Here is a 24,406-nt window from a genome sequence, read left to right on the forward strand (position 1 = left end):
CTGCGCTGCCACGGCTTCAGGCCGTCTTTTGCAACGCGGCTTGCGCCTGATCGATGATCGCCTTGAATGCGGCGGGCTCGTTGATGGCCAGTTCGGCCAGCTGCTTGCGATCGACCACGATGCCGGCGCGCTTCATGCCGTTTACGAGCCGGCCGTAAGTCAGGCCGTGTTCGCGCGCGCCCGCATTGATGCGGGTGATCCACAGGCCGCGGAATTCGCGTTTGCGGTTGCGACGGTCACGGTATGCGTATTGCAGGCCCTTTTCGACCTTTTCAATCGCAACCCGGAAGCAGGTTGAAGCGCGGCCGCGATAGCCGCTCGCCAGCTTGGTGATCTTTTTGTGCCTTGCACGGGCGGTAACGCCCCGTTTAACGCGTGCCATGATATGTCTCCTTCAGATGCTCTGTTATGCGTTGCGCAGGAAATGCTTCTTGACGTTCTCGCCGTCCGTCTTGAACAGGATCAAGCCGGCACGGGATTCGCGGAGCATTTTCTGGGAACGTTTGCGCATGCCGTGGCGGCGATGCGTCGCGCCGGCCTTCACTTTGCCTTTGGCCGTGAGGCGAAAACGCTTTTTGGCACCCGAATGGGTTTTCATCTTGGGCATTTTGTTTCCTTTCGTAACTCATTTGGCGCCGCTGCCCTGTTTCCCCGCTTCGCTCGGAAACAACTGCGACTGCGCCTGTTAAGCGGCCGGGCATGCCCGGCAGTGTGTTTTGTGGTGCGATTGCACCGAATTCACCTGCCAAGCCCGGACGCGCTATGAAGGTGGCTCTTATAGCAGCCGTGCCGTTGGTTCCGCAAGCGCCGTTACCCACAGTATAACTTATTGATATATAAAACTATTTATGGGAAGAGGGGCCGCCAACCTGCGCCACCAGCCGGTCGGTCGCCTGCTCCAGTGCCGCTTCGAGCTGCCGCATCATTTCCACCCGTTTCAGCCCGGGCGGGATGGCGGGCAGGATTTCCAGTGTGACCGTGCCGGGGTTTTTCAGAAACGCGCCCTTGGGCCAGAACATGCCCGAATTAAGCGCCACTGGCACGACCGGAAGATTGAGGTTGTCGTACAGCGCGGCGACGCCGGGCTTATAGGGTTTATAGCTGCCGGGCGCGAGCCGGGTGCCTTGCGGGAAGATGATGATCTGGCGGCCCTGCGCCGCGAAACGTGCCGCCGCCGCCAGCATGCGGCGCAGTGCCTTCGCGCCTGCGCTGCGATCGACCGGCACCATGCCCGCCTTCAGCGTGTACCAGCCCCACAGCGGGATCCAGACCAGTTCGCGCTTCAGCACGAAGACGGGGTCAGGCAAAACCAGATGAAGCTTGAACGTCTCCCACGCCGATTGGTGCTTTGCGGCGATGATGCAGCCTTGCGCGGGAAGGTTTTCGCGCCCGATAACCTTGTAGCGCAGGCCAAGAAAGACACGTTCGAACAGCGCAATGCCGGAAAGGTAGAAGCGCACCGTGCCCCGCATCACCGGGCGCGGCAAAATCAGTATGGGCAGGCAAGCAAAGCACAGCACGATATGCCAAAGATAAAAGGCTGTGCTGAACAGCAGTGCGCGCAGAACGGTCATGAGGCGATGCGGTTCAATATTTTCTGGGCGCGGGCTGCGAGATATTTGTTGTATTCCGTGATCAGCAGGCTGGCGGTGCCGCGCCGCTTCCACCATCCATCAAGCTGTACGTTATCGGGCCGCACTGCATAGGGGTAGATGGTAATGTTCGGCAGCGCGGCGTGGAATTCCACCAGCGCACGCCGCACATGGTAGTTGGCGGTCACGACCCGCAGCGAGGTGTATTGCTGGGCTTCCATCCATGCCGCAGTTTCGCTGGCGTTGCCGGTGGTATCGGCCGCTTCCTTGCCGAGATTGATGCAACAGCGGCGCTTTTCGGGATCGAGCGTAAGGCCGGCGAGCAAATCGGACCGCGGTGTTTTCGGATGCACGCCGGAAACGAAAAGTTTTTTCACCACGTCGCGCTGCAGAAGCTCGACCCCGGCAGCAAGCCGCTCGCTGCCGCCGGTCAGCACCACAGCGGCATCCGTTGCGGCAACGCCGAGTATGGGCATGTTCTGCGGCATGGTTTTGACGTCATAAACAAAGACCATGAGCCCGGCAGCCCACAGCCCGGCAAGAACGGCGGCAAGAATAACGAGGCGCATCATGGCATCGTCCGCAAGCTTGCCAGAACGCTTTGCCGCGCCGCCAGCAGCGCGGCGCCGTAAGCCAGTGCGGGCACCAAAAGCATGGAAAGCACCAGCCGCGCCCAGGCCCAGAATGTGGGTGCGAACATAGAGGCCAGCGGCACATCGTAGCGCCCTGCCGCCAGCGCCATGCCGGTAAGCGCGGCAAAGCCCGCCGCGCCGCCGGCCAGCGCCGCGGGCGCCATAATACGCTTGATAAAGCGGCCGAATTCGCCGGCGATGTCGTTGTCGGAGGCGCCCATGATGTGCAGAAGTTCGACGATATCGTGATGGATGGCAAGGCCCGCGCGGCAGGCAAGCGCGACCGCGCCCAAAAGCGCCGCCGCCGCCAGCAGCGCCGCCGCCAGCGCGCCGCCCTGCAAAAGCCGCGCAAGCCCGGCAAGATCGCGCAGCCATGCGTTACGGTCATCGACATGTGCGCCTTCGATCCCCGCTGCGGCGATGATGGTTTCAAGTTCGGTAGCGTCCGCCGCCGGGCGGGGCGCGAGTGTGACATCAACCAGCATCGGCAATGGCAAATCCTGCGCCGCGATATCGGTGCCGAGCCATGGCTGCAACAATTCCTGCGCCGTTGCGGGCGGCAGCGGCGCGGCCACGGCCACGCCCGGCACGCCGCGTATGGTCTCGATCGCTTCCTTGAAACGCGCTTGCGCCTTTGCCGCGCTTTCGCCGGGGAGCGGCGTCAATTCAACCGTCAGCGCGCCATTTGTTTGTGTATCCCAGCGTGCGGCAAGGATATGCATGCCGCCCTGTGCCATCATCGCCAGCGTCGCGAGAAACACCATCAAGCCGAGTATTGCCATCAGCGGCCATGCGCTTTTGCCGCGCGCGAGCGGCAGGGCAGGCGGGGCGACGGGTCCGCGCGAGCGGTGCAGACGAACGGGTAGCGTAAATTTCAGCGCGGGAAAACGAATGTTCCGCATTACGCCACCGCCTCTTCGCGTTCGATGCGCAGCAGACGGCCGCCGTTCAGATGCAATTGCGGGTGACCGAAGCGTTGCAGCAGCGCGCTGCTGTGGGTTGCGATCACGACGGTGGTGCCCAGCTTGTTGAGTTCCACGAACAGGTGCAACAAACGCACGGCGGCATCGTCGTCAACGTTGCCGGTTGGTTCATCGGCCAGCAGCAGGCGGGGCCGGTTGATTACGGCGCGCGCAATCGCGGCGCGCTGTTGCTGCCCGCCCGAAAGTTCGGACGGCACCGCATCGAGCGCGTCGCCGAGCCCGACCCAGTGCAAAAGTTCGCCGACATGGGCGCGGATCTCGGCCTCCCCGCCGCCAGCAAGGCGCAGCGGCAGCGCCACGTTATCGAGCACGCTGAGATGCGGGATCAGTCGGAAATCCTGAAACACCACGCCGATGCGGCGGCGGATCGCAGGCAGTTCGTCGCGCCCAAGATGCGCAAGGTCGCGCCCGAAGATATGGATCCGCCCCTTGGCCGGGCGCTGCGCCAGAAACATTAGCCGCAAAAGGGACGATTTTCCGGCCCCCGAAGGGCCGGTCAGGAAATGGAAAGAGCCGGGCTGGAGGGTGAAGGAAATATCGCTCAGCACCTCCGGCCCGCCTTGCGCCTGCGGCCCGGCGCCGTAGCGCATGGAAACTTTATCGAACCGGATCAAATTCTTGCCCTTCCATCATGCCTTGCTATGCAGCCTTATTATCATAAGCTGCGTGGCGCGGGCGTCCAGCCGCTATTGAGGGGTTTGTAACGCCGCTTGCTTGCTAAGTCATTCATTTCTATAACATTGGAGGATGATTCTTGTCTGCCCCTCATGCGGAACGCGCTATGTCGTGAACCCGGCCGCCTTCACGGGCGGTGCCCGGCAGGTGCGTTGCGCGCGTTGCAGCCAGGAATGGCAAGCCGAGCCGCCGCCCGAAGAACAGGAATTGCCCGATGATTTGCCGCCTGTGGTCGAAACGCCGCAAGCTGTGACCCCGATTCCGCCCGGCTCCAACCTGCCCGCTATCATCGGCAAGATCGACCGTACGCTTTTGCTCTGGAGCCTGGTGCCGGTTCTGATTTTCGCGCTGATGCTTTCCGCCGGGCTGTTTTTCGTTTATGGCCGGTCAACGATTGTCATTTGGTTTCCCGGCATGGTCGAAACCTATAACGGCATGGGCCTGCGTGTGGGCGAACTGGGCGCCGGGCTGGTGATACGCAATATCCGTTCCGAACAAAGGCTGGAAAGCGGCGCCATGATGCTGGCGCTGGATGGCGAGGTGGTTAACGGGGCCGCCTATATGCAAAGCGTGCCGATTATACAGGCCTCGGCGCTGGGCACCGATAACAAGCCGGTGGCGATATGGGAAATGTTCGCCAATCCGATTAGACTTGAGCCCGGCGGCGTGGCAACATTCTCGTCCACCGTCCGTTATCCGGAAGCGACCGTGGTCGAGGTGACACTAGCTTTCACCGAGCACGAGAAGCAGCAGGCGGAAGAAGAGGAAGAAAGCGCGGGCGGCGAAGGCGGCTCGTCAAAAGGAAGAAGCAACGCAGGAAGCCATGGCGGATCAGGACATCACTAAGAAGGAAAACGGCGCGCGCGTATTGGTGGCGGAAGACAACCCCGCCGTGCGCGAATTCGTCGTGCGCTCGCTCTCGGGTGCGGGCTACCAGGTCAAGCAAGTGGCGGACGGCCAGCAGGCGCTTGATGTTCTCGCCAACGAACGCTTCGGTGTGCTGGTGACCGATATCGTGATGCCGAATGTTGACGGCATCGCGCTCGCGCTCAAGGCCGTGCGGCTGTTTCCCGATTTGCGGATCGTCATGATTTCGGGCTATGCGCAGGAACGCATGCGCGCTCACAATCTCGATGCGCTCGTGCACCGCGTGATCGCCAAGCCCTTCTCGCTCGAGGAAATTTGCAGCGCGGTCAAGGATGCGCTCGCTACCCCGCCGTCCGGAACCTGAGGGGCGCGCCATGAAGCAACCCGTCCGCAAGGCCGTTTTTCCCGTCGCCGGGCTTGGCACGCGCTTCCTGCCTGCCACCAAGGCGATGCCGAAGGAAATGCTGACGCTGGTCGATCGCCCGCTGATCCAGCATGCGGTGGACGAGGCGCGTGCCGCCGGGATTGAGCAATTCATCCTCGTCAACAGTCGCGGCAAGGACGCAATCGAAGACCATTTCGACAGCCACAACGATTTGCGCCGCGCGCTTGAGGCCCGCGGCAAGAAGCGCGAACTGGAACTTCTGAACAGCACCGATATCGAATCCGGCCAGCTTCTGTTCACGCGCCAGCGCGAGCCGCTCGGGCTCGGTCATGCGATATGGTGCGCGCGCCACCTTGTGGGCAACGAGCCTTTCGCCATTTTGCTGGCGGATGACGTCGTGCTTTCCGAAACGCCCTGCCTGAAGCAAATGATGGAAGCCTATGACAAGGTGGGCGGCAATATCGTCGGCGTGGTCGATGTGCCGCGCGAACAGACAAACCGTTATGGCATTCTTGATATTGCTTCGGAAGAAGACAACCTCGCCCGTATCAAGGGGCTGGTCGAAAAGCCGGCGCCGGATAAGGCGCCTTCGACCCTTTCGGTGATCGGCCGTTATATTCTGCAGCCCGAAGTGTTCAAATACCTCGATGAAAAGCGCACCGGTGCGGGCGGTGAAATCCAGCTGACCGACAGCATGGCGAAGCTTATCGGCACGCAGCCCTTCCACGGCTTGCGTTACAGCGGCAAGCGTTTCGATTGCGGCGACAAGGTCGGCTTTATCGAAGCCAATGTCGCTTTCGCGCTCGTGCACCCCGAAATGGGCGCTGCCGTTCGCGAAGCCTTGAAAAAGATCGTTTAGGCTTTCCAGCCGGTATGCGCGGCGGCGATGCCGCCCGCGTAATCGGCCCAGCGCACGGCGCACAGGCCCGCGCGCTCCATGCGCGCGGCCAGCTCGGCCTGCTTCGGGAACTGGCGGATACTTTCTGCAAGGTATTGATAGGCCGCGCGGTCATGCGCCACCACCTCGCCAAGCCAGGGTAGAACCTTGAAGGAATAGAGATCGTAGGCGTTGCTGATTTCCCTTGCCACGGGGTTTTTCTTTCCGCGCATTTTCTGCGGCGAACCGGTATCCACTTCGCCGGAAAATGCGCCGGGGCTGAATTCGAGGCAGAAGAACCGTCCGCCGATCTTCAGCACCCGCGCGACCTCGGCCAGCGCATCATCAATATAAGTCACATTACGCAGTCCGAAGGCGATCGTGACCGCATCAAAGGAATTGTCGGGTAATGGCAGCTTTGCGGCATCGCCCGTCAGCCACGTAATGGCGCGGCCCCGCCCGGTGTCGAGCGCGCGTGCCTTGCCGCGCGCCAGCATGGCGGGGTTGATATCACATACCGTCAGCTTTGCCGCGCCGCGCGTGCGGGCGAGGATGCGCAGCGCGATATCGCCGGTGCCGCCCGCGAGATCGAGGATGGTTTCGCCTGCCCGCGGCGCCAGCGACGCGACGAACCTGTCTTTCCATAAACGATGGATGCCGAGCGACATTAAATCGTTCATCAGGTCATAGCGCCCGGCCACCGATGTAAAAACACCGCGCACCATGCCGGTTTTTTCGCTGCCCGCCACGGGGCGGGCGCCGAACCAGCTTTGTTCGGGGTTGCGGGCGGGCCGCGCGGCGGCTTTTGCAGATGTTTTTGCCATGGCGAAAGCCTACCACGGCGGCGCGGCGGATGCTATCTGTTGGCCTATGCCTGAACTGCCCGAAGTGGAAACCACCTGCCGCGGCCTTGTCCGCGCGCTTCTCAACCGCAAGATTGTGCGCGCAGAACAGCGCCGCGCCGATCTGCGCTTTCCCATGCCGCGCGGACTGGCGCGCAAGCTGGCCGGGCGGCGCATTCAGGCTGTGCGGCGGCGCGCCAAATATATCGTCGTCACGCTCGATGACGGCATGGCGCTCTTGCTGCACTTGGGCATGTCCGGGCGGCTGGTGGTGGGGCTACCGGGCGCGCACGGCAAGCACGACCATGTCGTGCTGCATTTCGATGACGGCAAGGTGCTGCGTTTCAACGATCCGCGCCGTTTCGGCATGCTCGATCTTGTGCCGGAAAGCGCGCTTGTTTCGCATCGCTTGCTGCGGAACATCGGGTTGGAGCCGCTTGGGCGCGAACTGACGCCCGTGAAACTTCTGGCGATGTTCAAGGGCAAAAAAGCGGACATGAAGGCCGTGCTGCTGGATCAGCGCCTGATTGCGGGGCTCGGCAACATTTATGTATGCGAAGCGCTGTTCCTTTCCGGCATTGGCCCGAAGCGCCGTGCGGGCAGCCTGAAGCCGGCAGAAGCCGCACGGCTCGTGCCCGCTATCCGCAAGGTTTTGCGCGCCGCGATCGCGGCAGGCGGTTCATCCTTGCGCGATTACGTGCAAAGCGACGGCGTGCTCGGTTCGTATCAGAACAATTTCGCGGTATATGGGCGCGAAGGGGAACGTTGCCGGGGATGCAGTTGTAACCCAACCAAGACCGGCGGCGTGCAGCGCTTCACGCAGGCCGGGCGCGGCACGTTCTGGTGCCCGCGGCGACAAGTGTGAACTCGTTGCCGTAATCAGCGCACGGCCTTCAGTTGAAGCAATCTTTTCGTTACCAGGATCGTGCCCGCCACGCTTAAATGATCCTTGTCGCGGTACAGGCTTACGCCTTCGTCGGACAGGGATGTGCAGGTTGTTTCATTACAAACAGATTGTGCGCTGTCGATCACAATCAGATCAGGATAGCGGGCCTTCAGATCCCGGGCAATGGCGCGCATCGGCTTGGTCGGCGCCATGGCTTTTTCGCGGTCTGTGACGCAAGAGACGGGCGGCGTATCTTCCAGAAGCATCGGTCGCCCGGACTGTTTTCCGCCTTCACATAACAGTGGATTGTAGCTTAGTTCTGGCGGCTGCAGTACGAGCACGACCTTCTTGCCGAGTTTTTCCAGAAGCGTAACCTCGGCATCCAGCCTGTCATGCAGGATAGCGGCCTCAGATTCGCTCTTTGTTTGCAGGGTCCAGCGCCCCACCAGCAGCACGGTTTTAATGGTGTCGGTTGTCGTTATCAGGTCTATGATGGCCTGCATCCTGTTGTTGATTTTCATGGTGCTCGGCTGCGAATCGTTCAGGCGGTTAGGCAAAATTGTATTGCCCACACCAAGATTGATTGTGCCCTTGCCGGTTTTTCTGCGATAATAACCGTCAAATGTTTGCCAAAGGGCGTGGGCGTGGCTGTCCCCCACTATGGCAAGGCGCACATCCTTCAAATCTTTTACCGACATATTGCAATAATCCCAGCGCGGATCGACGGTGGGCAGGATGGCCGTGCAATTATTATTGGTGGAACGCGCGATGAAAAAATTGTTCAAGGCCATCTCTGCGCCTTTGGCGCCAGGAACCGCCGGTACGGCGCGGGCGGCCGGGTATTTGACGATCAGCGTGGCAGAGATTGTGAGAAAAAGGGCCGCCACGATGCCCAGAAACAGGCGCAAGCCAAACGGCGTGATGACTGAGCCGACCGGCCTTGCCCGGATCGGGCGTTCGATGAAAAAATAAGTCAGGCATGCGGGCGGGAATGCGGCCGCAAGGCACAAGACAAGCAGCAAGCCGCTTGGCGCCCCCATTTGCACGATGTGCGCATAAGACAAAAGCGGCCAATGCCAGAGATAAAGCGGGTACGAAATAAGGCCCACGAAAACCATGGCGGAATTTGACAGCACCAGTCTGTTGAACGGCGCCTGCGGCCCGGCGGCAATGATAAGCACGGTGCCGAGCACCGGCAGCAATGCTTGCCAGCCGGGGCTATAGTCTGTTTTATCAAGGCCAATGCAGGCGCCCAAAATCAGCACCATGCCGACCGTGGATTTTATCCAGGGGCTGAGCCGGGGTTTACCGGCCCCTTTCGTGCGCATTTCCATGACAACCAGCGCGCCGCCGGCGGCCAACTCCCACAGGCGGCTGGGCAGAAGGTAAAAAGCAGTATCCCGGCTGCCATCGCCCAGGATTATGGCCACCAAGAAAGAAACAACCATGGCGGCGGCTATAAAGATTTTGATGTCGCCGCGCATTTTCATGCACAGCCAAAGGATAAACGGCCAGATAAGATAAAATTGCTCTTCCACGCCCAGAGACCAGAGATGCAACAGCGGCTTGAGCTGTGCGGGCGCATCGAAGTAACCGACTTCGAGCCAGTTGAGGATATTGGCATAGAACAGGCTGCCGGCGACGATATGCTTGCGTAAACTGGCGAACTCGTCTGGCATAAGCATAAACCAGCCGGCGACGAGGCAGAACAGAAGCACCACGGTCAGCGAAGGTAATATCCTGCGTGCCCGGCGGAAGTAAAAATCGGCGATGTTGAAAACATGTGCCTGCTGTGCGCGCAGGATCAGGCCGGTAATGAGATAGCCGGAAATAACGAAGAAAACATCGACGCCGACAAAGCCGCCGGGAAGCAGATGGCTATCAAGATGAAAGGCCAGCACGACCAGTACGGCAACGGCGCGCAGCCCGTCGATATCGGGGCGGTAGTAAGACGGGGTTGTCATAACCTCGTCTTACCGCAGGATTCAGGGCCGGCCTAGCTGATTTTCTTCAGGCTGTTTTCGATTTTGTTGACCAGCGGGTCGGCACTGTACTGCATGCTGTCGCCCGCGCTTTCAAGCTGCGCGATCAGTTGCGCCAGCGAGGTGATCAGCTGTTCGCCCTGCTGCTGCAACGTGCCGCGCATGGTCGAAGCCTTTTCCTGCAATGCGTCCATCGCATGGCTGACCGAAACCACTTCGCCCCGTGCCGAGATCGCGCCGCGCGCCAGCGATTCGGTGGTTTCTTCCCACGTGCTGGTGGCATTGCGGACCATATTGGCCGCCGCTTCCGCCTGTTCGGCGAGGTTGCGGATCTGGTCTTCGGTGTTGTTGCTGATATCGGCCATACGGCGGGTGATCTGCTCGCCCATGTTGCTGAGCAGGTCGCGATTGATCTCCAGCTGCTTGCCGACGCCTTCGAAATGCTTGAGCGCCTTGGTGATATCGCTGCCGATCTTGCCGTCCTGCGCCGCAATCTGTTCGGTCGTGACCGTCAGGCGATCGAGCTGGTTGTCGAGCTGCTTGCCGAAGCCGTTCAGCAGCTCCGCCGCCTGTTCGGTCAGCGCGCGCAGGTCCAGCGTCTTGCGGGCCATCAGATCGACCCCGCCTTCGCTTGCCGCACGGAAGCGGCCAGCCATCTGTTCGATATCCTCGAAAGTGCCCGAAGTCGCCTTCTTGATACCGGCATACATATCTTCCAGCTGTGTCGCCATCTGGGCAAAGCCGTTGTTGATGCTGGTGACCTCGGCTTGCAGCATGGTGCGGACCTTGTCCATCTGTTCGCGCGATCCGGCCGTGGCGGTCTGGATCTGGCTTTCGCTGCGCTTGGTGGCTTCGGCCAGAAGGCCGATTTGTTGCTGCAGCGCGACGCTGCTGCCGCCAAGCCGTTCGGAAACCACGCTTGCCTGCACATCGAGGTTTTGCAGCTGCACGCCGAACTTGGTTGCCGCCGTTTCGGCGGATTCGCGCAAGCTGGTGAGCCGTTCGCCTGCCAGCAGCACTTCGGCCACCGTGGCGTTGGCCTGTTGCAGCAATTTCTGCTGCTCGGCCGAGAAGTTGCCGGTGCCGTCCTGCATCGCATCGACCTGTTCCGCCATCAGCTTCGCAAAATAGGTGATCGATTCCTTCGCTTCTTCCGCAGCCGCCTTCACGCGCAGGCCGAGCTGACCGAGCACACCGTTGGCCGCATGCGCGGTTTCGCTGAACAGGGTGGTAGAAGACCCGAGCGTTTTGGCAACCTGTTCCGCATGCTGGCGCAGATGGGTCGTGGTCGCTTCCATCTGGGAAACCGAATTGCCGATGATCGCGGGAATGCGTTCGCCTTCGCCGCGCAGACGTTCGGCCGTGCTTTGCAGCCTGCTTTCGGCTTCGCCGATGCGCTGGCTGGCGGTGGCGGCCTGGCCGGCCGCAAGTTCGGCCTGATGCGTCAGTTCCTGCAAATCGCGCTGCACAGCGGCGCGCACGGCGCCGATGCGTTCGATCATCTCGGCGGTGGTTTCGCCGGCGTTCGATTCGCTTTGCAACAGCTGGCTGTTCAGTTCGCTCAGGCGCTGGCTTGCCTGCTGCGCCACGGACGCGATGCTTTGCGTGCGCTTGGCGGCTTCGCCTTCCACGCTCGCAAGCTGTTCTTGCTGTTCGCGCAATTGCGTGCCGTAGCCGGAAAGCGCTTCGGTCGCGCGCGCGGCCAGCTGGCTAAGCTCGCCGGTCTGTTCGACCAGCATGCCGCTGGCATCGCGGGTCGAGGATGCGAAGCGGGCGGAAGCCTGGTCGATGCTTGCCAGCACGTTCGCGGTCTGGATCTTGAGCCGTTCGCCGCTGCCGTCGATCTGGCCCAGCATGGTGGCCAGCGTTTCGGCGGCGCGCGCGGTTTCGGTTTGCGTCTGTTCGCGGATCTTCTGTGCCTGGTCGGCCAGCGATGCGGTGACGGAAAGCACGGCGCGGACCTGCTGTTCGGCCTGCTGCGCGCTGGTGGTCAGGGTGCCGGCCTGGTCGGCGAAGCCGGCGCCGGTGGTACGGACGGCCGCGAGCGAGCTTTGCGTCTGTTCGTTGAACTGCGCAAGCTGGCGGTTCATGGCGCTGAGCGTTTCGCTCAGGCGGCCTGCGGTGCGTTCCGCCGCTTCGGACGAAGAGGCGTGTGCCATGCCGAGCCGCTCGAACATCGCGACCAGCTCTTCCTTCTGGTTGTCGTTGGCAGTGCGGACGCTGGTCTGCTGTTCGGCGATCTTCAGTGCGGCCTGTTCCAGCGCGTTGAGCTGGCTGTTCAGGTTGCCGCTGATGGCGCTGAGGGCGCTTTCGGCATCACGCGTCAGGCGTTGCAGCTGTTCGGCGCCTGCGCCGAGGTTGCTGCCGATCTTGGCGGACATTTCATCGAAGCGGCCCGAAGACTGCTCCGCGCCCGAAAGCGCGGTTTCCACGGTTTGCTGCAGCTGCTTGCTGGTTTCCTGCAGCTTGCCGACGGCGCCGTTAAGCTGCTGTACGAGATGCGCGCTTTGTTGTTCCATCGCGATGCGGATCTGCGCCGTATGTTCGGCCAGCGAACTGGCGGACCCGGCAAGGCTGCGAAGCTGTTGGTCGCTCTTGCTTGTAAGATCGAGCAGGCGCGTGCCCTGTTCGGCCATCGCCGTACCGGCCTTCTGCAACGATGCGGTTGCGGTTTGCGCGCCCTCGTTGATCGTGCCGGTGTGGCGTTGCAGCGCCATATTGGCCTCGTCGAGCCGGTTGAGGCTTTGCGAAACCGAATTGGCCACGGTTTCGTGCGCGCGTTCGCTGCGGTCGGAAATGGTTTGCAGCTGCGTCACCACGCGGTTGCTGGAAGCGGAAATGGCCGTGCCGATTTCCTGCAGCCTTTCGTTGCTGCGATCGATCAGGCTGATGCGGGTATCCAGCGTGGTTTCCAGCGCGCCGGTTTCGGCGTTGCTGCGGTCGATGCTGGCGCGGATCGCGAGCACCTTTTCCTCGATCGCCTGCGCGATGTTCTGGGTCACGTCCTGGAAGCGGGTGGCGACGCGTTCGATCAGGCCATAGGCCTCGCCCGCGCGTTCCTTCACGGTATCACCGACGCCGTTGAAGGTCGCCTGCGCCTGTGACAGATCGCCGATCAGGTCTGCGGTCTGCTTCTGCATCAGTGCGCGCGTGTGAGCGGCGTCGTTCTGCAGCGTGCCGGTGACGCTTTGCAGCTGCGCCGCGCCCTGTTGCGCCACCTGCGTCAGCTGGGTCACCTGTTCGGACACCTGGCCGCCGACGGTGCGGAGCTTCACGACGGTTTCGTCGGCGCCCCGGTTGAAACCGGTGATTTCGTCCTTCAAGCGCGCGCTCATTTCGTCGAATGCGCGGTGGGTATCGGCCAGCGCGCCTTGCTGCGCCGCCTGGATGCTGCCGAGGCGGCCAAACAGCGTATCGACCGTCTGCAGCGCGGTGACCGCGCTGTGATCGATTGTCATGCTGAGATCGGCGGTGCGATCGGTGGTTTGCAGCATCTTCTGCGCGGCGCTGTCGAGCCCGCGCTGGTAGTCGGCCAGCTGTTCGCTGCCCTGCTGCGTGGTGTCGATGATGCGCGCCAGCGCCTTGCTGACGGGTTCGAGGCCCGCGCCGGAAAGCTGGGCCAGCCGGTTGCCGGTTTCATCGAGCCGGCTTTCGGTTTCGCCAAGAAGGTTGGTGATCCCGGCAACCTGCAGACGGAAATTATTCTCGCTTTGCGATGTGCGGTCGGAAAGCTGCACGAGCACGTCGCGCAGGCCTTGTTCGGCTTCGCGCGCGCGGTCGGCCAGCGTATCTTCGTGGCGCGCGAGCGCCTCGGTCGCCAGCGAAAGCGATTGCACGCCGTTCTGCGCCACTTCGGCGAGGCGGGCGATGACTTGCTGGTTTTGCGTCGCGCCCTGGCTGAAGCGATCGACCGTATGGTCGGCCAGCTCGGTCACCTTGTCGCGCAGGCCCGCGAGCTTGTCCTGGAATTCTTCCATCGAACCCACAGCGGCATTGGCGCGGTCGGAAACGTCGCGGCCGGTCGAGCGCGCATGTTCGTCGATCGCTTCGAGCTGCAGGATCATGCGGCTCAGCTTGTCGCCGGTCTCGCCAAGGCGGGCATTGCTGTTCTCGGTCAGGTCGCGCACGCGCTCGGCCGCGCCTTCGTAGCGGCCGGTGGCTTCGGAGACCTGTTCGTTCAGGCGCGCGGCTTCGTCGCGGATGCCGGTTGTGATATCGCGCAGACGCTCGATCCCCGCATTGGTGGTGCCATCGAACTTATCGACGGATTTACCGAGAATGTCGGTCAGCGTTTCGGTGGTGGCGGCAATGTGGTTGACGAGCGATTCAAGCTGCCCGCGGCGCTGCAGCAGGTTGCCGTCGGCTTCTTCGATACGGCCGCTGAAGCTGGTCAGAAGGTTGTGGATCTGATCGGCCTGCGCCGTAAGGGTCGCACCGAGGCGCCCCGCCTGCTGGCTGGCTTCGCTTTCGGTTTCGGCAAGGCGTTCAGCCGCCGCGCGCAGCGTGGCTTCCGCTTCTTCGACGCGCCTCGGCAATGCGCTGGCGAGCTCTGCGATACGGTCGCCCTGCGTTGAAAGCAGGTCGGCCGCACGCACGGCTTCGCCGCGCGCGTCCTGCGCCTTGTCGTAGAACTGTTCGATCTGCAGCTCGACCGCGCGGGTGCTTTCCGCCAGCTTGGCGCTGGCGTTGTCGGCGGCGGCCAGCAAATCGGTTTCCTGGTTGCGGATCGCGTCGCGCAGCTGCGCGCCGTTTTCGTTGGCCGAGGTGATCGCCTTGGTGATCTGGGTGCTTTGCGTGTCGATATCGGACAAAAGCTGTTCAAGCTGTTCGCGCACGGAAGCCGTGTTGCGGCCAAGCGCATCGCCGGTTTGCGTCAGGCTGCCATCAAGCGCGCGCAGGTTTTCAAGCCGCTCTTCGATCAGGCGGTCGAAATCCTTGGCGGCCGCCACAACTTCGCCGGCGCGGCCGACATTGCCCTTGCTGCGTTCAAGCAGATCGACGATGTCCGATTTTTCAGTCTGCAGCTTTTCAAGCAGTGCGCCGATTTCGGTTTGGCCGAGCTTGCTTGCGTTCTTCAGCAAAATAAGCTGCTGGCGCACGGCGAGATTGAAGCGCTTGATGCGCGCTTCGGCCGAGCCCTGCTCGTTCAAAATCATGCCGAGCTGACGGCGCAGCGGTTCCGTCGCGGTCTGCACATCGGCGGCGCGCTGCAGATAGGCGGCGACCATCCAGATGAAAGCAACGGGCGAAACCACGGCGGAAAGACCGAGCGCCCAGCTGGTGAGCGGAATGCCCGCGAAGCTTTTTGCCGCGCCTGCGCTGATCAGCACCAAAAGAACGAGCGCGAGCCAGCCGGCGGAGCAGCCGACGCCGAGCCAGAAGGGAAGCGTGGAATAATTTCGGGTTGGCGGCGCGTGTTCGAAGAACCGGGGTTCGGTGCGCGCGATCTGCTTTGTTTGGGTGCCGGTCTGCTGGGTTCCGGTTTGCTTTTGAGCAGAAGTGTCAGCCATGACTGCCTCGAAAAAATGAGCGGAAAACAAAAAGGTAACGGTTTGCTGCAACCGGCCTGGAACCGGTTGGCTGGCATACCGCCATCGAAACGATAGGCACTTTATAGAGTCTGTTGCCGGAATGGAAGTGATTCGCGAACCCTAAAGCCATGCGGAATCAGCGTGTTAACCATAAAAGCGCATGTGCTAGGCCAGCTTCTTCAACCTGTACAGTTCTTCCAAGGCTTCTTTGGGCGTGAGATCGTCCGGGTTGATGGCCTTCAGCGCTTCCAGCGCCGGCGCGGCACGCGCGGCGGCGTTTTGTGCGGCTTGCTGCGCCTGAATTTGTGAAAATTCCGGCATTTGCGTGGCCAGCGCGCCCGCATCCCTGCGCTTGTCGGAATTTTCCAGCGCCGCCAGCACCGCTTCGGCGCGTGCGGTCACGGCGGCGGGCAGCCCGGCCAGCTTTGCGACATGGATGCCGTAAGACCGGTCGGCCGCGCCTTCCGCGATCGCGTGCAGGAATATGATTGCGCCCTCCCATTCCTTCACGGCCATCGTGCGGCACACAAGCGCGCCTAGCCTGGCTTCCAGCGCGGTCAGTTCGTGGTAATGCGTCGCGAACAGCGCGCGGCAGCGGTTCGCTTCATGCAGATGTTCGATCACCGCCCAGGCAAGCGAAAGCCCGTCAAACGTGGCGGTGCCGCGGCCGATCTCATCGAGGATCACGAAGCTGCGCGCGCTTGCCTGGTTGAGGATCGCGGCGGTCTCAACCATCTCGACCATAAACGTGGACCGCCCGCGCGCCAGATCGTCCGCCGCGCCGACGCGGCTGAACACGCGGTCAACGATGCCGATTTTCGCCGCGCTTGCGGGCACGAAAAATCCGGCCTGCGCCATGATGGCGATCAGCGCGTTTTGCCGCAGAAACGTGGATTTTCCCGCCATGTTCGGCCCCGTCAGCAACCAAAGCCGCTGCGCGGGCGCCAGCGAACAATCGTTGGCGACGAAGCTTTCATCGCCCGCCGCGCGCAGCGCCTGTTCCACGACCGGGTGGCGCCCGCCGGTCACGGCGAAGTTTGTGTCTGCTGTGATAACGGGACGGCAATAACCCTGCTGCGCCGCCAGTTCGGCCAGCGCGGCGGCGACATCCACCAGCGCGATCGCCTGCGCCGTGGCGCGCACGGCGGCTGCGTTTTCCAGAACCATGGCGGAAAGTTGGGCAAAAATTTCCAGCTCGACCGCCAGCGCACGCCCGGCGGCGTCAGATAATTTGCGTTCAAGTTCGGTCAGCTGCACGCTGGTGAAGCGCACGGCGGTTGCCAGCGTCTGGCGATGGATGAAAATATCTTTCATCTGCAACAGCCGGTCGGCGTTGCCGGGCGTGACCTCTATATAGTAGCCGATCACCTGATTGGCGCGCAGCTTGAGCGATTGCACGCCGGTTTTCTCGATATAATGTTTTTGCAGCGCGCGCATCATTTTGTCGCTGTCGTCGCGCAGCGCTACCAGCTCATCAAGCTGCGCCGAAAAGCCGGGCTGGATGAAGCCGCCCTCGCGCGCCAGTGCGGGCAGCTCGTGCATCAAGGCGCGATCAAGCTTTTCGATCAGCCGCGCATGCCCGCCAAGATCGCCTGCCGCCGCGGCCAGATCGGGCGGCAGCCCGGCTTTTTCCGCGCCGAGCAGACCGGCGCGTAACAATGCCGCCTGCTGCAGCGCGGTGCGCACGGCGGCAAGATCGCGCGGGCCCCCGCGGCCGAGCGCGAGCCGCGCGAGCGTGCGTTCAAGTTCCGGCGTTTCGTGCAGCGCCGCGCGCAGCGTGCGGCGCAAATCCGGCTGTTCATGCAAAAACGCCACGCAATCCAGTCTGCGGTTGATGGCGGCTTCGTCAGTCAGCGGCGCGGCCAGCCGCGCGGCCAGAAGCCGCGCCCCGGCGCCGGTAACGGTGCGGTCTATCGCGGCGAGCAGGCTGCCTTCGCGCGCGCCTTGCTGCGTGCGTGTCAATTCAAGGTTGCGCGCGGTCGCTGCGTCAATCGCCATCACCGCGTCTTCCTGCACAAGTTGCGGACGCGCGAAGTGCCGCACTTCGCGTTTCTGCGTCAGCTCAACGTAATCGAGCAGCGTGCCGAGCGCGGCCAGCGCGGCGCGGGAAAGATCGCCGAACGCGTCCGTCGCCGCGACATTATATATGGCGCAGATGCGCCGGGTTGCATTATCGCTGTCGAAACGCGCGCCGGGCAGCGGCGCGAGCTGCGCCCGCCACGGCTCCAGCGCGCTTTTCAGTTCGGCATGTTCAAGCAGCCTTTGCGGCACGAGGATTTCGCCCGGCGCGAGCCGCGCCAGCGCCGCGGCCAGCGCGGGCGCCTCAAGCTCCTGCACCTGCGGCTGCGCCGCCGCGAGATCGAGCCAGGCGAGCGCGAGCCTGCCCTTTTCTTCTGCCACGCATGCAAGGTGGTTGCTGGCGCGCGCTTCAAGCAGGCTGTCTTCCGTCAGCGTGCCGGGCGTGATGATGCGCACGACCGCGCGCTCCACAATCGCCTTGCTGCCGCGCTTCTTTGCCGTCGCCGGGTCTTCCATCTGTTCGCAAATGGCGACGCGGAAGCCCTTGCGGATCAGGCGCGCGAGATAGGCTTCGTGGCTGTGCGCGGGCACGCCGCACATGGGGATATCCTGACCCTGATGCTGGCCGCGGCGGGTCAGCGCGATATCGAGCGCGGCCGAGGCCTTTGCCGCATCGTAGAAGAATAGTTCGTAAAAATCACCGAGCCGGAAAAACAACAGCGCATCCGGGTGCGCGGCCTTCAGCGCCAGATATTGTGCCATCAGCGGCGATGTATCATTGTCTTCGGTCGGGCCGGGCAGCCCGGGCAGGGTGCCTGTTTCCTGTTTTTCGCGTGCGTGCCGGGCCATCAATATCCCCGAAATCCGGTAAGGAATTCAATTGGCAAGCCGCCGGTCGCTGTTGTGGCTGGCGGCTGGCTCGTGTTAAATCTCGTGGTCTTTATAGCATCACGGACGGCGGGCACAAACCATGCGGCGTTTACGGTTGGGAATTAATATCGACCATGTCGCCACTTTGCGTAACGCGCGCGGCGATGTGCACCCGGAAATCATGCGCGCCGCGCACGCCGCGCTGGCGGGCGGGGCCGATAGCATCACGGTGCATCTGCGCGAAGACCGCCGCCATATCCGCGACACCGATGTTGAACGGCTTTGCGCAGCGCTGGGCGCGCCGATCAATATGGAAATGGCCGCAACCGCGGAAATGGCCGCGATCGCGCTCAGGCTGAAACCGCACGCTGTGTGTATTGTGCCCGAACGGCGGGAGGAATTGACGACCGAAGGCGGGCTGGATGTGAAAGGCAAGATCGGCGCGCTGCAGCCTGTCGTTACGCAACTTGCGGCGGCGGGCATACAGGTCGCGCCGTTCATCGACCCGGATATCGCGCAGGTCGATGCGGTCAAGGCCGCGGGCGCGCAGGCGCTTGAATTTCACACCGGCGTTTATTGCAACGCGCGGGGCGGCGCGCAGACGGCGGCTTTGAAACAGATTACCGATGCCGCGCGCCATGCCGCCGCCATTGGCATTGAAGTGCATGCGGGCCATGGGCTGAATTTTGACAATGTCGGCCCCATAGCCGCGATTGCCGAAATCGAGGAGCTGAATATCGGCCATTATCTTGTGGGCGAGGCGCTGTTCACCGGGCTCGAAGCTGCCGTGCGGCGCATGCGTGCCGCTATGGACGCGGCGCGCGGAGGCAAGCCCGCTTGACGTCATAAGGCGCAAGGGGCAGTTTGCCAGCCATGACCCAGCCCAATACCGAAGAAAACCGGCCCGTTACGTCCGACGCGACCCGTAAATTCGAAAAGGATTACGGCGAAGGCAGCGCGATCCGTACCGTGATTTATGCGATCCTGATCGCGGTGGTGATACGCACCGTGGCGTTCGAGCCCTTCAATATCCCCTCCGGCTCCATGATGCCGGGGCTGCAGGTGGGCGATTTCCTGTTCGTTTCCAAATTTTCGTACGGCTACAGCAGCCGCTCGACCGTGCTGGGGGCGATCCCGCTCGAAGGGCGCTTGTTCGGCAAGCAGCCCGAGCGCGGCGATGTGATCGTGTTCAAGCTGCCGCGCGACCCGAGCATCGATTACATCAAGCGGCTTATCGGCCTGCCGGGCGATGTGATCGCGGTCCGGAGCGGCGAGGTCTGGATCAACGGCGCGCCGCTGCCGCGGGAACGCATCGGCCCCGTGATGATGGAAGACAAGGCGGGCATGCCGATGCGCCCGGCCATCGAATGGCGTGAAACCATGCCGAACGGTAAAAGCTATGTGGTGCTTGAAGAATACGAAAACGCGCCGCTTGATAACGCCGGGCCGTTCCGCGTACCCGAAGGGCATTATTTCATGATGGGCGACAACCGCGATAATTCGCAGGACAGCCGCACGCGCAATGTCAGCTATGTGCCTTATGAAAACCTCGTGGGGCGCGCGGAATTCACCTTCTTCTCGCTCAGTGCCGCCACGCGGTTCTGGCAATTCTGGAAATGGCCGTGGTCGGTCCGCTGGGACCGCATGTTCCAGCAAATTCAATAGCCATGGCCGGCGCCGAACCAACCAGCGTCAATGTCACAGTGCTGATGCGCGCGCTTTCGCACCAGTTCGCCGCCATGGATTTGCTTGAAGCGGCGCTCACCCACCCTTCGCTTTCCGCGCCGCGCCGCCCGTCCGGCGCGCCGGCCTATGAACGGCTCGAATTCCTCGGCGACCGGGTAGTCGGGCTCGTGATCGCGGCGTGGCTATACCGAATGTACCCGGATGCGAGCGAAGGCGACCTGGCGCGCCGCCATACCGGCCTTGTAAACCGCGATGTGCTGACGCGCGTGGCCGAAGGCCTCGATCTCGATCGCTATCTGCGCGTGGCGAAAAGCGAACGCGTGGCGGGCGGCACGGTTAACGCCGGTATATTATCGGACGCGTGCGAAGCCGTGATCGGCGCGCTCTATCTCGATGGCGGCATGGAAGCGGCCGAGCGTTTCATCCATAGCGCATGGGAACCGTTGCTCGATGCTGCGGCGCGTCCGCCGATCGACCCCAAGACGGAATTGCAGGAATGGGTGCAGGCGCGCAGCATGCCGCTGCCGGCCTACCGCGTGGTTTCCAGCGAAGGCCCGGCGCACGCGCCTTGCTTCGTGGTCGAAGTGACGATCAAGGACCACGATCCGGTGACGGCCGAGGGGTCATCCAAGCGCATTGCGGAAAAGGAAGCGGCCGCAAGGCTGCTGAGGATGCTGGCATGACGGGCAAAACACGCTGCGGCTATGTCGCGCTGATCGGCGCGCCGAATGCGGGAAAATCCACGCTTGTGAACGCGCTGGTTGGGCAAAAGGTTTCGATCATCAGCGCCAAGCCGCAAACCACGCGCATGCGGATCCTTGGTGTCGCGACGGCGGGGGATACGCAGCTTTGCCTGCTCGATACCCCCGGCGTCTTCAAGCCCAAGCGCACGCTGGACCGCGCCATGGTCGGCGCCGCGTGGCAATCGCTTGACGATGCCGATGCCGTGCTGCTGGTGATTGATGCGCAGGCGGGGATCGATGCTTCGATCGAGGCGCTGATCAGCCAGCTCGAAGCCGCGAAGCGGCCCGTGATCGCGGTTCTGAACAAGGTTGATCTTGTGAAGCCGCATGAAAAGCTTTTGCCGCTTGCGGATAAACTGGCGGCGCATGCGATCATTGAACAAACCTTCATGATCTCCGCGCTCAAGCGTGACGGCGTTGCCGATCTGCGCGCCGTGTTGGCGCCGCGCATGCCCGAAGGACCGTGGCTGTTCGATAAGGACCAGTTGACGGATCTGTCTTCCCGCCTGTTCGCGACCGAAATCACGCGCGAACAGTTGTACCTTCAATTGTCGCAGGAACTCCCCTACGCCGCCGCCGTGATTCCCGAAGCATGGGAAGACCAGCCGGACGGCAGCGTCCGCATTACGCAAAATGTGGTGGTGACGCGCGAAGGGCAGAAGGGAATTGTGGTCGGCAAGGGCGGCGCGCGCATCAAGGCGATCGGCACGGCCGCGCGCGGGCAGCTTGAAAAACTGCTCGGGCAGCGCGTACATTTATTGCTTGAAGTGAAGGTCGATGAGAAGTGGCAGGAACGGGGCGATTTTTACCGCCTGTTCGGGCTTAAGCACTAACCTTGCGGCGGGCCATTCAGACCAAGGCTGCGCCGCATACGGACTTGCGGGCGCTGACCTAGCGGCAACACATAGGCATCTCGGTCAGCTACGTTATCTGATGCTATGCGCCAGCTGAAATTTGTGGACGCAGGTGCATACTGGCCGGAGTTTTTTTTGTTTCTCCAGCGGATAAATCTATTCACGATCCATGAAAACCAAGCTTTGTGGTGTTTTCTTGGCCCCGGCTTTATTACATCACCCATAACAACCTGCTCAAATCATCGTTTGCGTCAATATCCTCATAATGTCGCACAGCGTGCCGAAAGTAATTACGATAACTTTCATGAAATGACTATTTTCTAATAACAAAAAAACGGTAAGTTGGCGCACCCCATTGCGCCACCAGTACCGGCATGGTAGAAGCGCGCGGGCGAAAGAAGAATCTGTCGCCCAGGAAACGAATAATAACGTATTTTCAATGCACTAGAGGTTCATTGCCCGTGACGACAGTGACCGCAGAACAAGGACAGGGGAAGGCCCCCATCGTGGCCGGCGCGGCCGCCCAGCTGGCGCGCCGTTATGCCGTCGCTCTTTACGATCTTGCAGATGAACAAAATGCGATCGATGCCGTCGCATCCGATTTTCGCGCCATCCGTCAGCTGGTCGCCGCCAGCGCCGAGCTGCAGGCCATTATGGCCAATCCGCGCTTGTCGCGTTTGCAGCAGATGAAGGCGATGCAGGCACTGGCGCAAGCGGCGCAGTTCCAGAAGCTGACGCAGAATTTCCTCGGTCTTACGGCGCAAAATCGCCGCACCGCGCTTTTGCCGGTGATCACCGAAGCCTTTCTCGGCGAAGTGGCGCGGCGCCGCGGCGAAACCATTGCCGCCGTGACGAGCGCACAGAAACTTTCCCCGCAGCAGGCGGAGGCGCTGACGGGCGCCCTGCAAAAGGCGGCGGGCGGCAAGATCCAGATCACGTTCAGCGAAGATCGCGATCTGCTCGGCGGTTTCACGGTTAAACTGGGCTCGCGTTTCGTCGATGCGTCGCTCAAGAACAAGCTGGCGCGGCTCGCGCGTCATATGAAGGAGGCAGCATAGTCATGGATATCCGCGCATCGGAAATTTCCTCGGTTCTCAAGCAGCAGATCGCCGCTTTCGGCGCCGCGGCCGAAGTGGCCGAAGTCGGCCAGGTGCTTTCGGTCGGCGACGGCGTGGCCCGCGTTTACGGGCTCGATAACGTCCGTGCCGGCGAAATGGTGGAATTTCAGGACGGCACCAAGGGCATGGCGCTGAACCTTGAGGCCGATAATGTCGGCGTCGTGATCTTCGGCAACGACCGCGCGATCAAGGAAGGCGATATCGTCAAGCGCACCGGCGCGATCGTTGAAGTTCCCGTCGGCAAGGGTTTGCTTGGCCGCGTCGTGGACGCGCTCGGCAACCCCATCGACGGCAAGGGCCCGCTCAAGGACGTGAAGATGGCGCGCGTTGACGTCAAGGCGCCGGGCATCATTCCGCGCAAATCGGTGCACGAACCGATGCAAACGGGCCTGAAGGCCATCGACAGCCTCGTGCCCGTCGGTCGCGGCCAGCGCGAGCTGATCATCGGCGACCGCCAGACCGGCAAGACCGCGGTGGCGATCGACGCCTTTATCAACCAGAAGCCTGCGCATGCGGGCGACGATGAAAGCAAGAAGCTGTATTGCATCTATGTCGCGGTGGGGCAGAAGCGCTCGACCGTCGCGCAGATCGTCAAGACGCTGGAAGATGCCGGCGCGCTGCAATATTCGATTGTGGTCGCCGCCACGGCTTCCGAACCGGCGCCGTTGCAGTTCCTCGCGCCCTATACCGGCTGCGCGATGGGCGAATTTTTCCGCGATAACGCGATGCACGCGCTGATCGTGTATGACGATCTGTCGAAGCAGGCGGTGGCCTACCGCCAGATGTCGCTGCTGCTGCGCCGCCCGCCGGGCCGCGAAGCATATCCCGGCGACGTGTTCTATCTCCATTCCCGCCTTCTCGAACGCGCGGCGAAGCTGAACGACGACCACGGCGCCGGTTCGCTGACCGCGCTGCCGGTGATCGAAACCCAGGCGGGCGACGTTTCGGCCTACATCCCGACCAACGTGATCTCCATCACCGACGGGCAGATCTTCCTTGAAACCGGCCTGTTCTATAAGGGCGTGCGCCCGGCCATCAACGTCGGCCTTTCGGTCAGCCGCGTCGGTTCCGCCGCGCAGATCAAGGCGATGAAGCAGGTCGCAGGCACGATCAAGCTCGAACTCGCGCAGTTCCGCGAAATGGAAGCCTTCGCGCAGTTCGCCTCCGATCTCGATGCCACGACGCAGAAACTTCTGGGCCGTGGCCGCCGTCTGACCGAGCTTCTGAAGCAGGGGCAATACAAGCCGATGCCGGTCGAGGAGCAGGTCTGCTCGATCTTCGCGGGCGTGAAGGGTTATCTCGATAAGGTCGCGGTGGAAGATGTTCCGCGCTTCGAACAGGGCCTGATGACCGAGCTGCGCCAGAGCGGCAGCGCGATCCTCGATGCCGTCCGCGCCGACAAGCAGATCAAGCCCGAAACCGAAGAAAAGCTGAAGGCTTTCATTGAAAGCTACGCCAGGGGTTTTGCGTAAGCGCAAACGCCCGGCGATTACGAACAAAGAAAAACCCCGCCTCCGGGAAAACGAAGGCGGGGTTTTTTTTATTCTGGACTCACTGAATCACTTCAGCCTTTAGGCATTGGTCTGCCCCAAGGGCCGGCAAGGTCGTCAATAGGGCCGGAATCGGGTTCTGCTGGTTTTGGTTCCGGCTCTGACGCGAGCGTAACGCGCCCGGCGGTCCGCAGCTGTGCGGCAACCGGCTTCATCGATATCGTTCTCATAATCTCTCCCAGCAAAAATTTTTACCTGAATCCGTAAAACCGCGTTTCAGGGCACCAAGAAATAAAAAATCCTGGGTGATTCAGTCAACGAAATTATATGCTGCAACTGCGAAATGCAGCGCAACTTTATTGCGTTTAAGGCCC

Annotated in this window: 19 protein-coding genes; 10 read left to right on the plus strand and 9 right to left on the minus strand. The window is 62.1% G+C overall.

Going from position 1 to position 24,406, the window contains the following annotated elements; all coding sequences use genetic code 11:
- Positions 1-16 precede the first annotated feature (16 nt).
- The 5 genes from rplT to ftsE form a co-directional block, all read right to left on the minus strand.
- Complete coding sequence (rplT, locus tag GC131_07290; GenBank protein MBI1273871.1) at positions 17-382, minus strand: 50S ribosomal protein L20; 366 nt, start codon at positions 380-382, stop codon at positions 17-19.
- 24 nt (positions 383-406) lie between these two features.
- Positions 407-607 (minus strand): 50S ribosomal protein L35, encoded by a 201-nt coding sequence (rpmI, locus tag GC131_07295; protein MBI1273872.1) that lies wholly within the window; start codon positions 605-607, stop codon positions 407-409.
- Between the two features lie 235 nt (positions 608-842).
- Positions 843-1,574: a 1-acyl-sn-glycerol-3-phosphate acyltransferase gene (locus tag GC131_07300; GenBank protein ID MBI1273873.1), complete on the minus strand. Its 732-nt coding sequence runs from the start codon at positions 1,572-1,574 to the stop codon at positions 843-845.
- Positions 1,571-2,599 carry a hypothetical protein gene (locus GC131_07305; protein ID MBI1273874.1) on the minus strand — a complete coding sequence of 343 codons (1,029 nt, stop codon included), beginning with the start codon at positions 2,597-2,599 and terminating at the stop codon, positions 1,571-1,573. The genes GC131_07300 and GC131_07305 overlap by 4 nt, the downstream gene beginning before the upstream one ends.
- Before the next feature lie 526 nt (positions 2,600-3,125).
- A complete protein-coding gene (ftsE, locus tag GC131_07310; protein MBI1273875.1) occupies positions 3,126-3,821 on the minus strand; it encodes a cell division ATP-binding protein FtsE in 696 nt (231 codons plus the stop codon).
- A 133-nt stretch (positions 3,822-3,954) separates the two neighbouring features.
- Here ftsE and GC131_07315 point away from each other — a divergent pair, with 133 nt between their 5' ends.
- Genes GC131_07315 through galU form a run of 3 tightly spaced genes read left to right on the plus strand, consistent with a single transcriptional unit; the run spans position 3,955 to position 5,993 of the window.
- Complete coding sequence (locus tag GC131_07315; protein ID MBI1273876.1) at positions 3,955-4,728, plus strand: hypothetical protein; 774 nt, start codon at positions 3,955-3,957, stop codon at positions 4,726-4,728.
- On the plus strand, positions 4,706-5,113 hold the full coding sequence (locus GC131_07320) for a response regulator (protein MBI1273877.1): 408 nt from the start codon (positions 4,706-4,708) through the stop codon (positions 5,111-5,113). The genes GC131_07315 and GC131_07320 overlap by 23 nt, the downstream gene beginning before the upstream one ends.
- 10 nt (positions 5,114-5,123) lie before the next feature.
- Positions 5,124-5,993: a UTP--glucose-1-phosphate uridylyltransferase GalU gene (gene galU, locus GC131_07325; protein ID MBI1273878.1), complete on the plus strand. Its 870-nt coding sequence runs from the start codon at positions 5,124-5,126 to the stop codon at positions 5,991-5,993.
- Here galU and GC131_07330 read toward each other — a convergent pair.
- Positions 5,990-6,835, minus strand: coding sequence for a ubiquinone/menaquinone biosynthesis methyltransferase (locus tag GC131_07330; GenBank protein MBI1273879.1), 846 nt, complete (start codon positions 6,833-6,835; stop codon positions 5,990-5,992). The two genes, galU and GC131_07330, sit on opposite strands and share 4 nt — an antisense overlap.
- 46 nt (positions 6,836-6,881) lie before the next feature.
- Here GC131_07330 and mutM point away from each other — a divergent pair, with 46 nt between their 5' ends.
- Positions 6,882-7,718, plus strand: a complete 837-nt coding sequence (gene mutM / locus GC131_07335; GenBank protein ID MBI1273880.1) for a bifunctional DNA-formamidopyrimidine glycosylase/DNA-(apurinic or apyrimidinic site) lyase — start codon at positions 6,882-6,884, stop codon at positions 7,716-7,718.
- 14 nt (positions 7,719-7,732) lie between these two features.
- On the opposite strand, the gene GC131_07340 is transcribed toward mutM, so the two are convergent.
- The 3 genes from GC131_07340 to mutS form a co-directional block, all read right to left on the minus strand.
- Positions 7,733-9,703: an acyltransferase family protein gene (locus GC131_07340; protein ID MBI1273881.1), complete on the minus strand. Its 1,971-nt coding sequence runs from the start codon at positions 9,701-9,703 to the stop codon at positions 7,733-7,735.
- 32 nt (positions 9,704-9,735) lie between these two features.
- Positions 9,736-15,231, minus strand: a complete 5,496-nt coding sequence (locus GC131_07345; GenBank protein MBI1273882.1) for a hypothetical protein — start codon at positions 15,229-15,231, stop codon at positions 9,736-9,738.
- Between the two features lie 186 nt (positions 15,232-15,417).
- On the minus strand, positions 15,418-18,120 hold the full coding sequence (mutS, locus tag GC131_07350; GenBank protein ID MBI1273883.1) for a DNA mismatch repair protein MutS: 2,703 nt from the start codon (positions 18,118-18,120) through the stop codon (positions 15,418-15,420).
- Positions 18,121-18,241: 121 nt separating this feature from the next.
- Here mutS and GC131_07355 point away from each other — a divergent pair, with 121 nt between their 5' ends.
- The 6 genes from GC131_07355 to GC131_07380 all read left to right on the plus strand — a co-directional run bounded on the left by GC131_07355 (position 18,242) and on the right by GC131_07380 (position 24,014).
- A complete protein-coding gene (locus GC131_07355) occupies positions 18,242-18,982 on the plus strand; it encodes a pyridoxine 5'-phosphate synthase (protein MBI1273884.1) in 741 nt (246 codons plus the stop codon).
- 32 nt (positions 18,983-19,014) lie between these two features.
- Positions 19,015-19,806 (plus strand): signal peptidase I, encoded by a 792-nt coding sequence (gene lepB, locus GC131_07360; protein MBI1273885.1) that lies wholly within the window; start codon positions 19,015-19,017, stop codon positions 19,804-19,806.
- 2 nt (positions 19,807-19,808) lie between these two features.
- Positions 19,809-20,510: a ribonuclease III gene (gene rnc / locus GC131_07365; GenBank protein ID MBI1273886.1), complete on the plus strand. Its 702-nt coding sequence runs from the start codon at positions 19,809-19,811 to the stop codon at positions 20,508-20,510.
- Entirely contained in the window at positions 20,507-21,403 is an 897-nt protein-coding gene (locus tag GC131_07370) for a GTPase Era (GenBank protein ID MBI1273887.1), read from the plus strand. Before rnc ends, GC131_07370 begins: the two co-directional genes overlap by 4 nt.
- A gap of 395 nt (positions 21,404-21,798) precedes the next feature.
- Positions 21,799-22,482: a F0F1 ATP synthase subunit delta gene (locus tag GC131_07375; GenBank protein MBI1273888.1), complete on the plus strand. Its 684-nt coding sequence runs from the start codon at positions 21,799-21,801 to the stop codon at positions 22,480-22,482.
- Between the two features lie 2 nt (positions 22,483-22,484).
- Positions 22,485-24,014: a F0F1 ATP synthase subunit alpha gene (locus tag GC131_07380; GenBank protein ID MBI1273889.1), complete on the plus strand. Its 1,530-nt coding sequence runs from the start codon at positions 22,485-22,487 to the stop codon at positions 24,012-24,014.
- The last annotated feature ends 392 nt before the right edge of the window (positions 24,015-24,406 follow it).

Source organism: Alphaproteobacteria bacterium, from assembly GCA_016124955.1.
Classification (GTDB): Bacteria; Pseudomonadota; Alphaproteobacteria; order UBA9219; family RFNS01; genus RI-461.

Excerpts from the sequence above, each read along its gene's own strand:
- rplT (MBI1273871.1), bottom strand. The coding sequence starts at position 382 with ATGGCACGCGTTAAACGGGGCGTTACCGCCCGTGCAAGGCACAAAAAG.
- rpmI (MBI1273872.1), bottom strand. The coding sequence starts at position 607 with ATGCCCAAGATGAAAACCCATTCGGGTGCCAAAAAGCGTTTTCGCCTC.
- GC131_07300 (MBI1273873.1), bottom strand. The coding sequence starts at position 1,574 with ATGACCGTTCTGCGCGCACTGCTGTTCAGCACAGCCTTTTATCTTTGG.
- GC131_07305 (MBI1273874.1), bottom strand. The coding sequence starts at position 2,599 with ATGGCTGCGCGATCTTGCCGGGCTTGCGCGGCTTTTGCAGGGCGGCGC.
- GC131_07315 (MBI1273876.1), top strand. The coding sequence starts at position 3,955 with ATGATTCTTGTCTGCCCCTCATGCGGAACGCGCTATGTCGTGAACCCG.
- GC131_07320 (MBI1273877.1), top strand. The coding sequence starts at position 4,706 with ATGGCGGATCAGGACATCACTAAGAAGGAAAACGGCGCGCGCGTATTG.
- galU (MBI1273878.1), top strand. The coding sequence starts at position 5,124 with ATGAAGCAACCCGTCCGCAAGGCCGTTTTTCCCGTCGCCGGGCTTGGC.
- GC131_07330 (MBI1273879.1), bottom strand. The coding sequence starts at position 6,835 with ATGGCAAAAACATCTGCAAAAGCCGCCGCGCGGCCCGCCCGCAACCCC.
- mutM (MBI1273880.1), top strand. The coding sequence starts at position 6,882 with ATGCCTGAACTGCCCGAAGTGGAAACCACCTGCCGCGGCCTTGTCCGC.
- GC131_07340 (MBI1273881.1), bottom strand. The coding sequence starts at position 9,703 with ATGACAACCCCGTCTTACTACCGCCCCGATATCGACGGGCTGCGCGCC.
- GC131_07345 (MBI1273882.1), bottom strand. The coding sequence starts at position 15,231 with ATGGCTGACACTTCTGCTCAAAAGCAAACCGGAACCCAGCAGACCGGC.
- mutS (MBI1273883.1), bottom strand. The coding sequence starts at position 18,120 with ATGGCCCGGCACGCACGCGAAAAACAGGAAACAGGCACCCTGCCCGGG.
- GC131_07355 (MBI1273884.1), top strand. The coding sequence starts at position 18,242 with ATGCGGCGTTTACGGTTGGGAATTAATATCGACCATGTCGCCACTTTG.
- lepB (MBI1273885.1), top strand. The coding sequence starts at position 19,015 with ATGACCCAGCCCAATACCGAAGAAAACCGGCCCGTTACGTCCGACGCG.
- rnc (MBI1273886.1), top strand. The coding sequence starts at position 19,809 with ATGGCCGGCGCCGAACCAACCAGCGTCAATGTCACAGTGCTGATGCGC.
- GC131_07370 (MBI1273887.1), top strand. The coding sequence starts at position 20,507 with ATGACGGGCAAAACACGCTGCGGCTATGTCGCGCTGATCGGCGCGCCG.
- GC131_07375 (MBI1273888.1), top strand. The coding sequence starts at position 21,799 with ATGGTAGAAGCGCGCGGGCGAAAGAAGAATCTGTCGCCCAGGAAACGA.
- GC131_07380 (MBI1273889.1), top strand. The coding sequence starts at position 22,485 with ATGGATATCCGCGCATCGGAAATTTCCTCGGTTCTCAAGCAGCAGATC.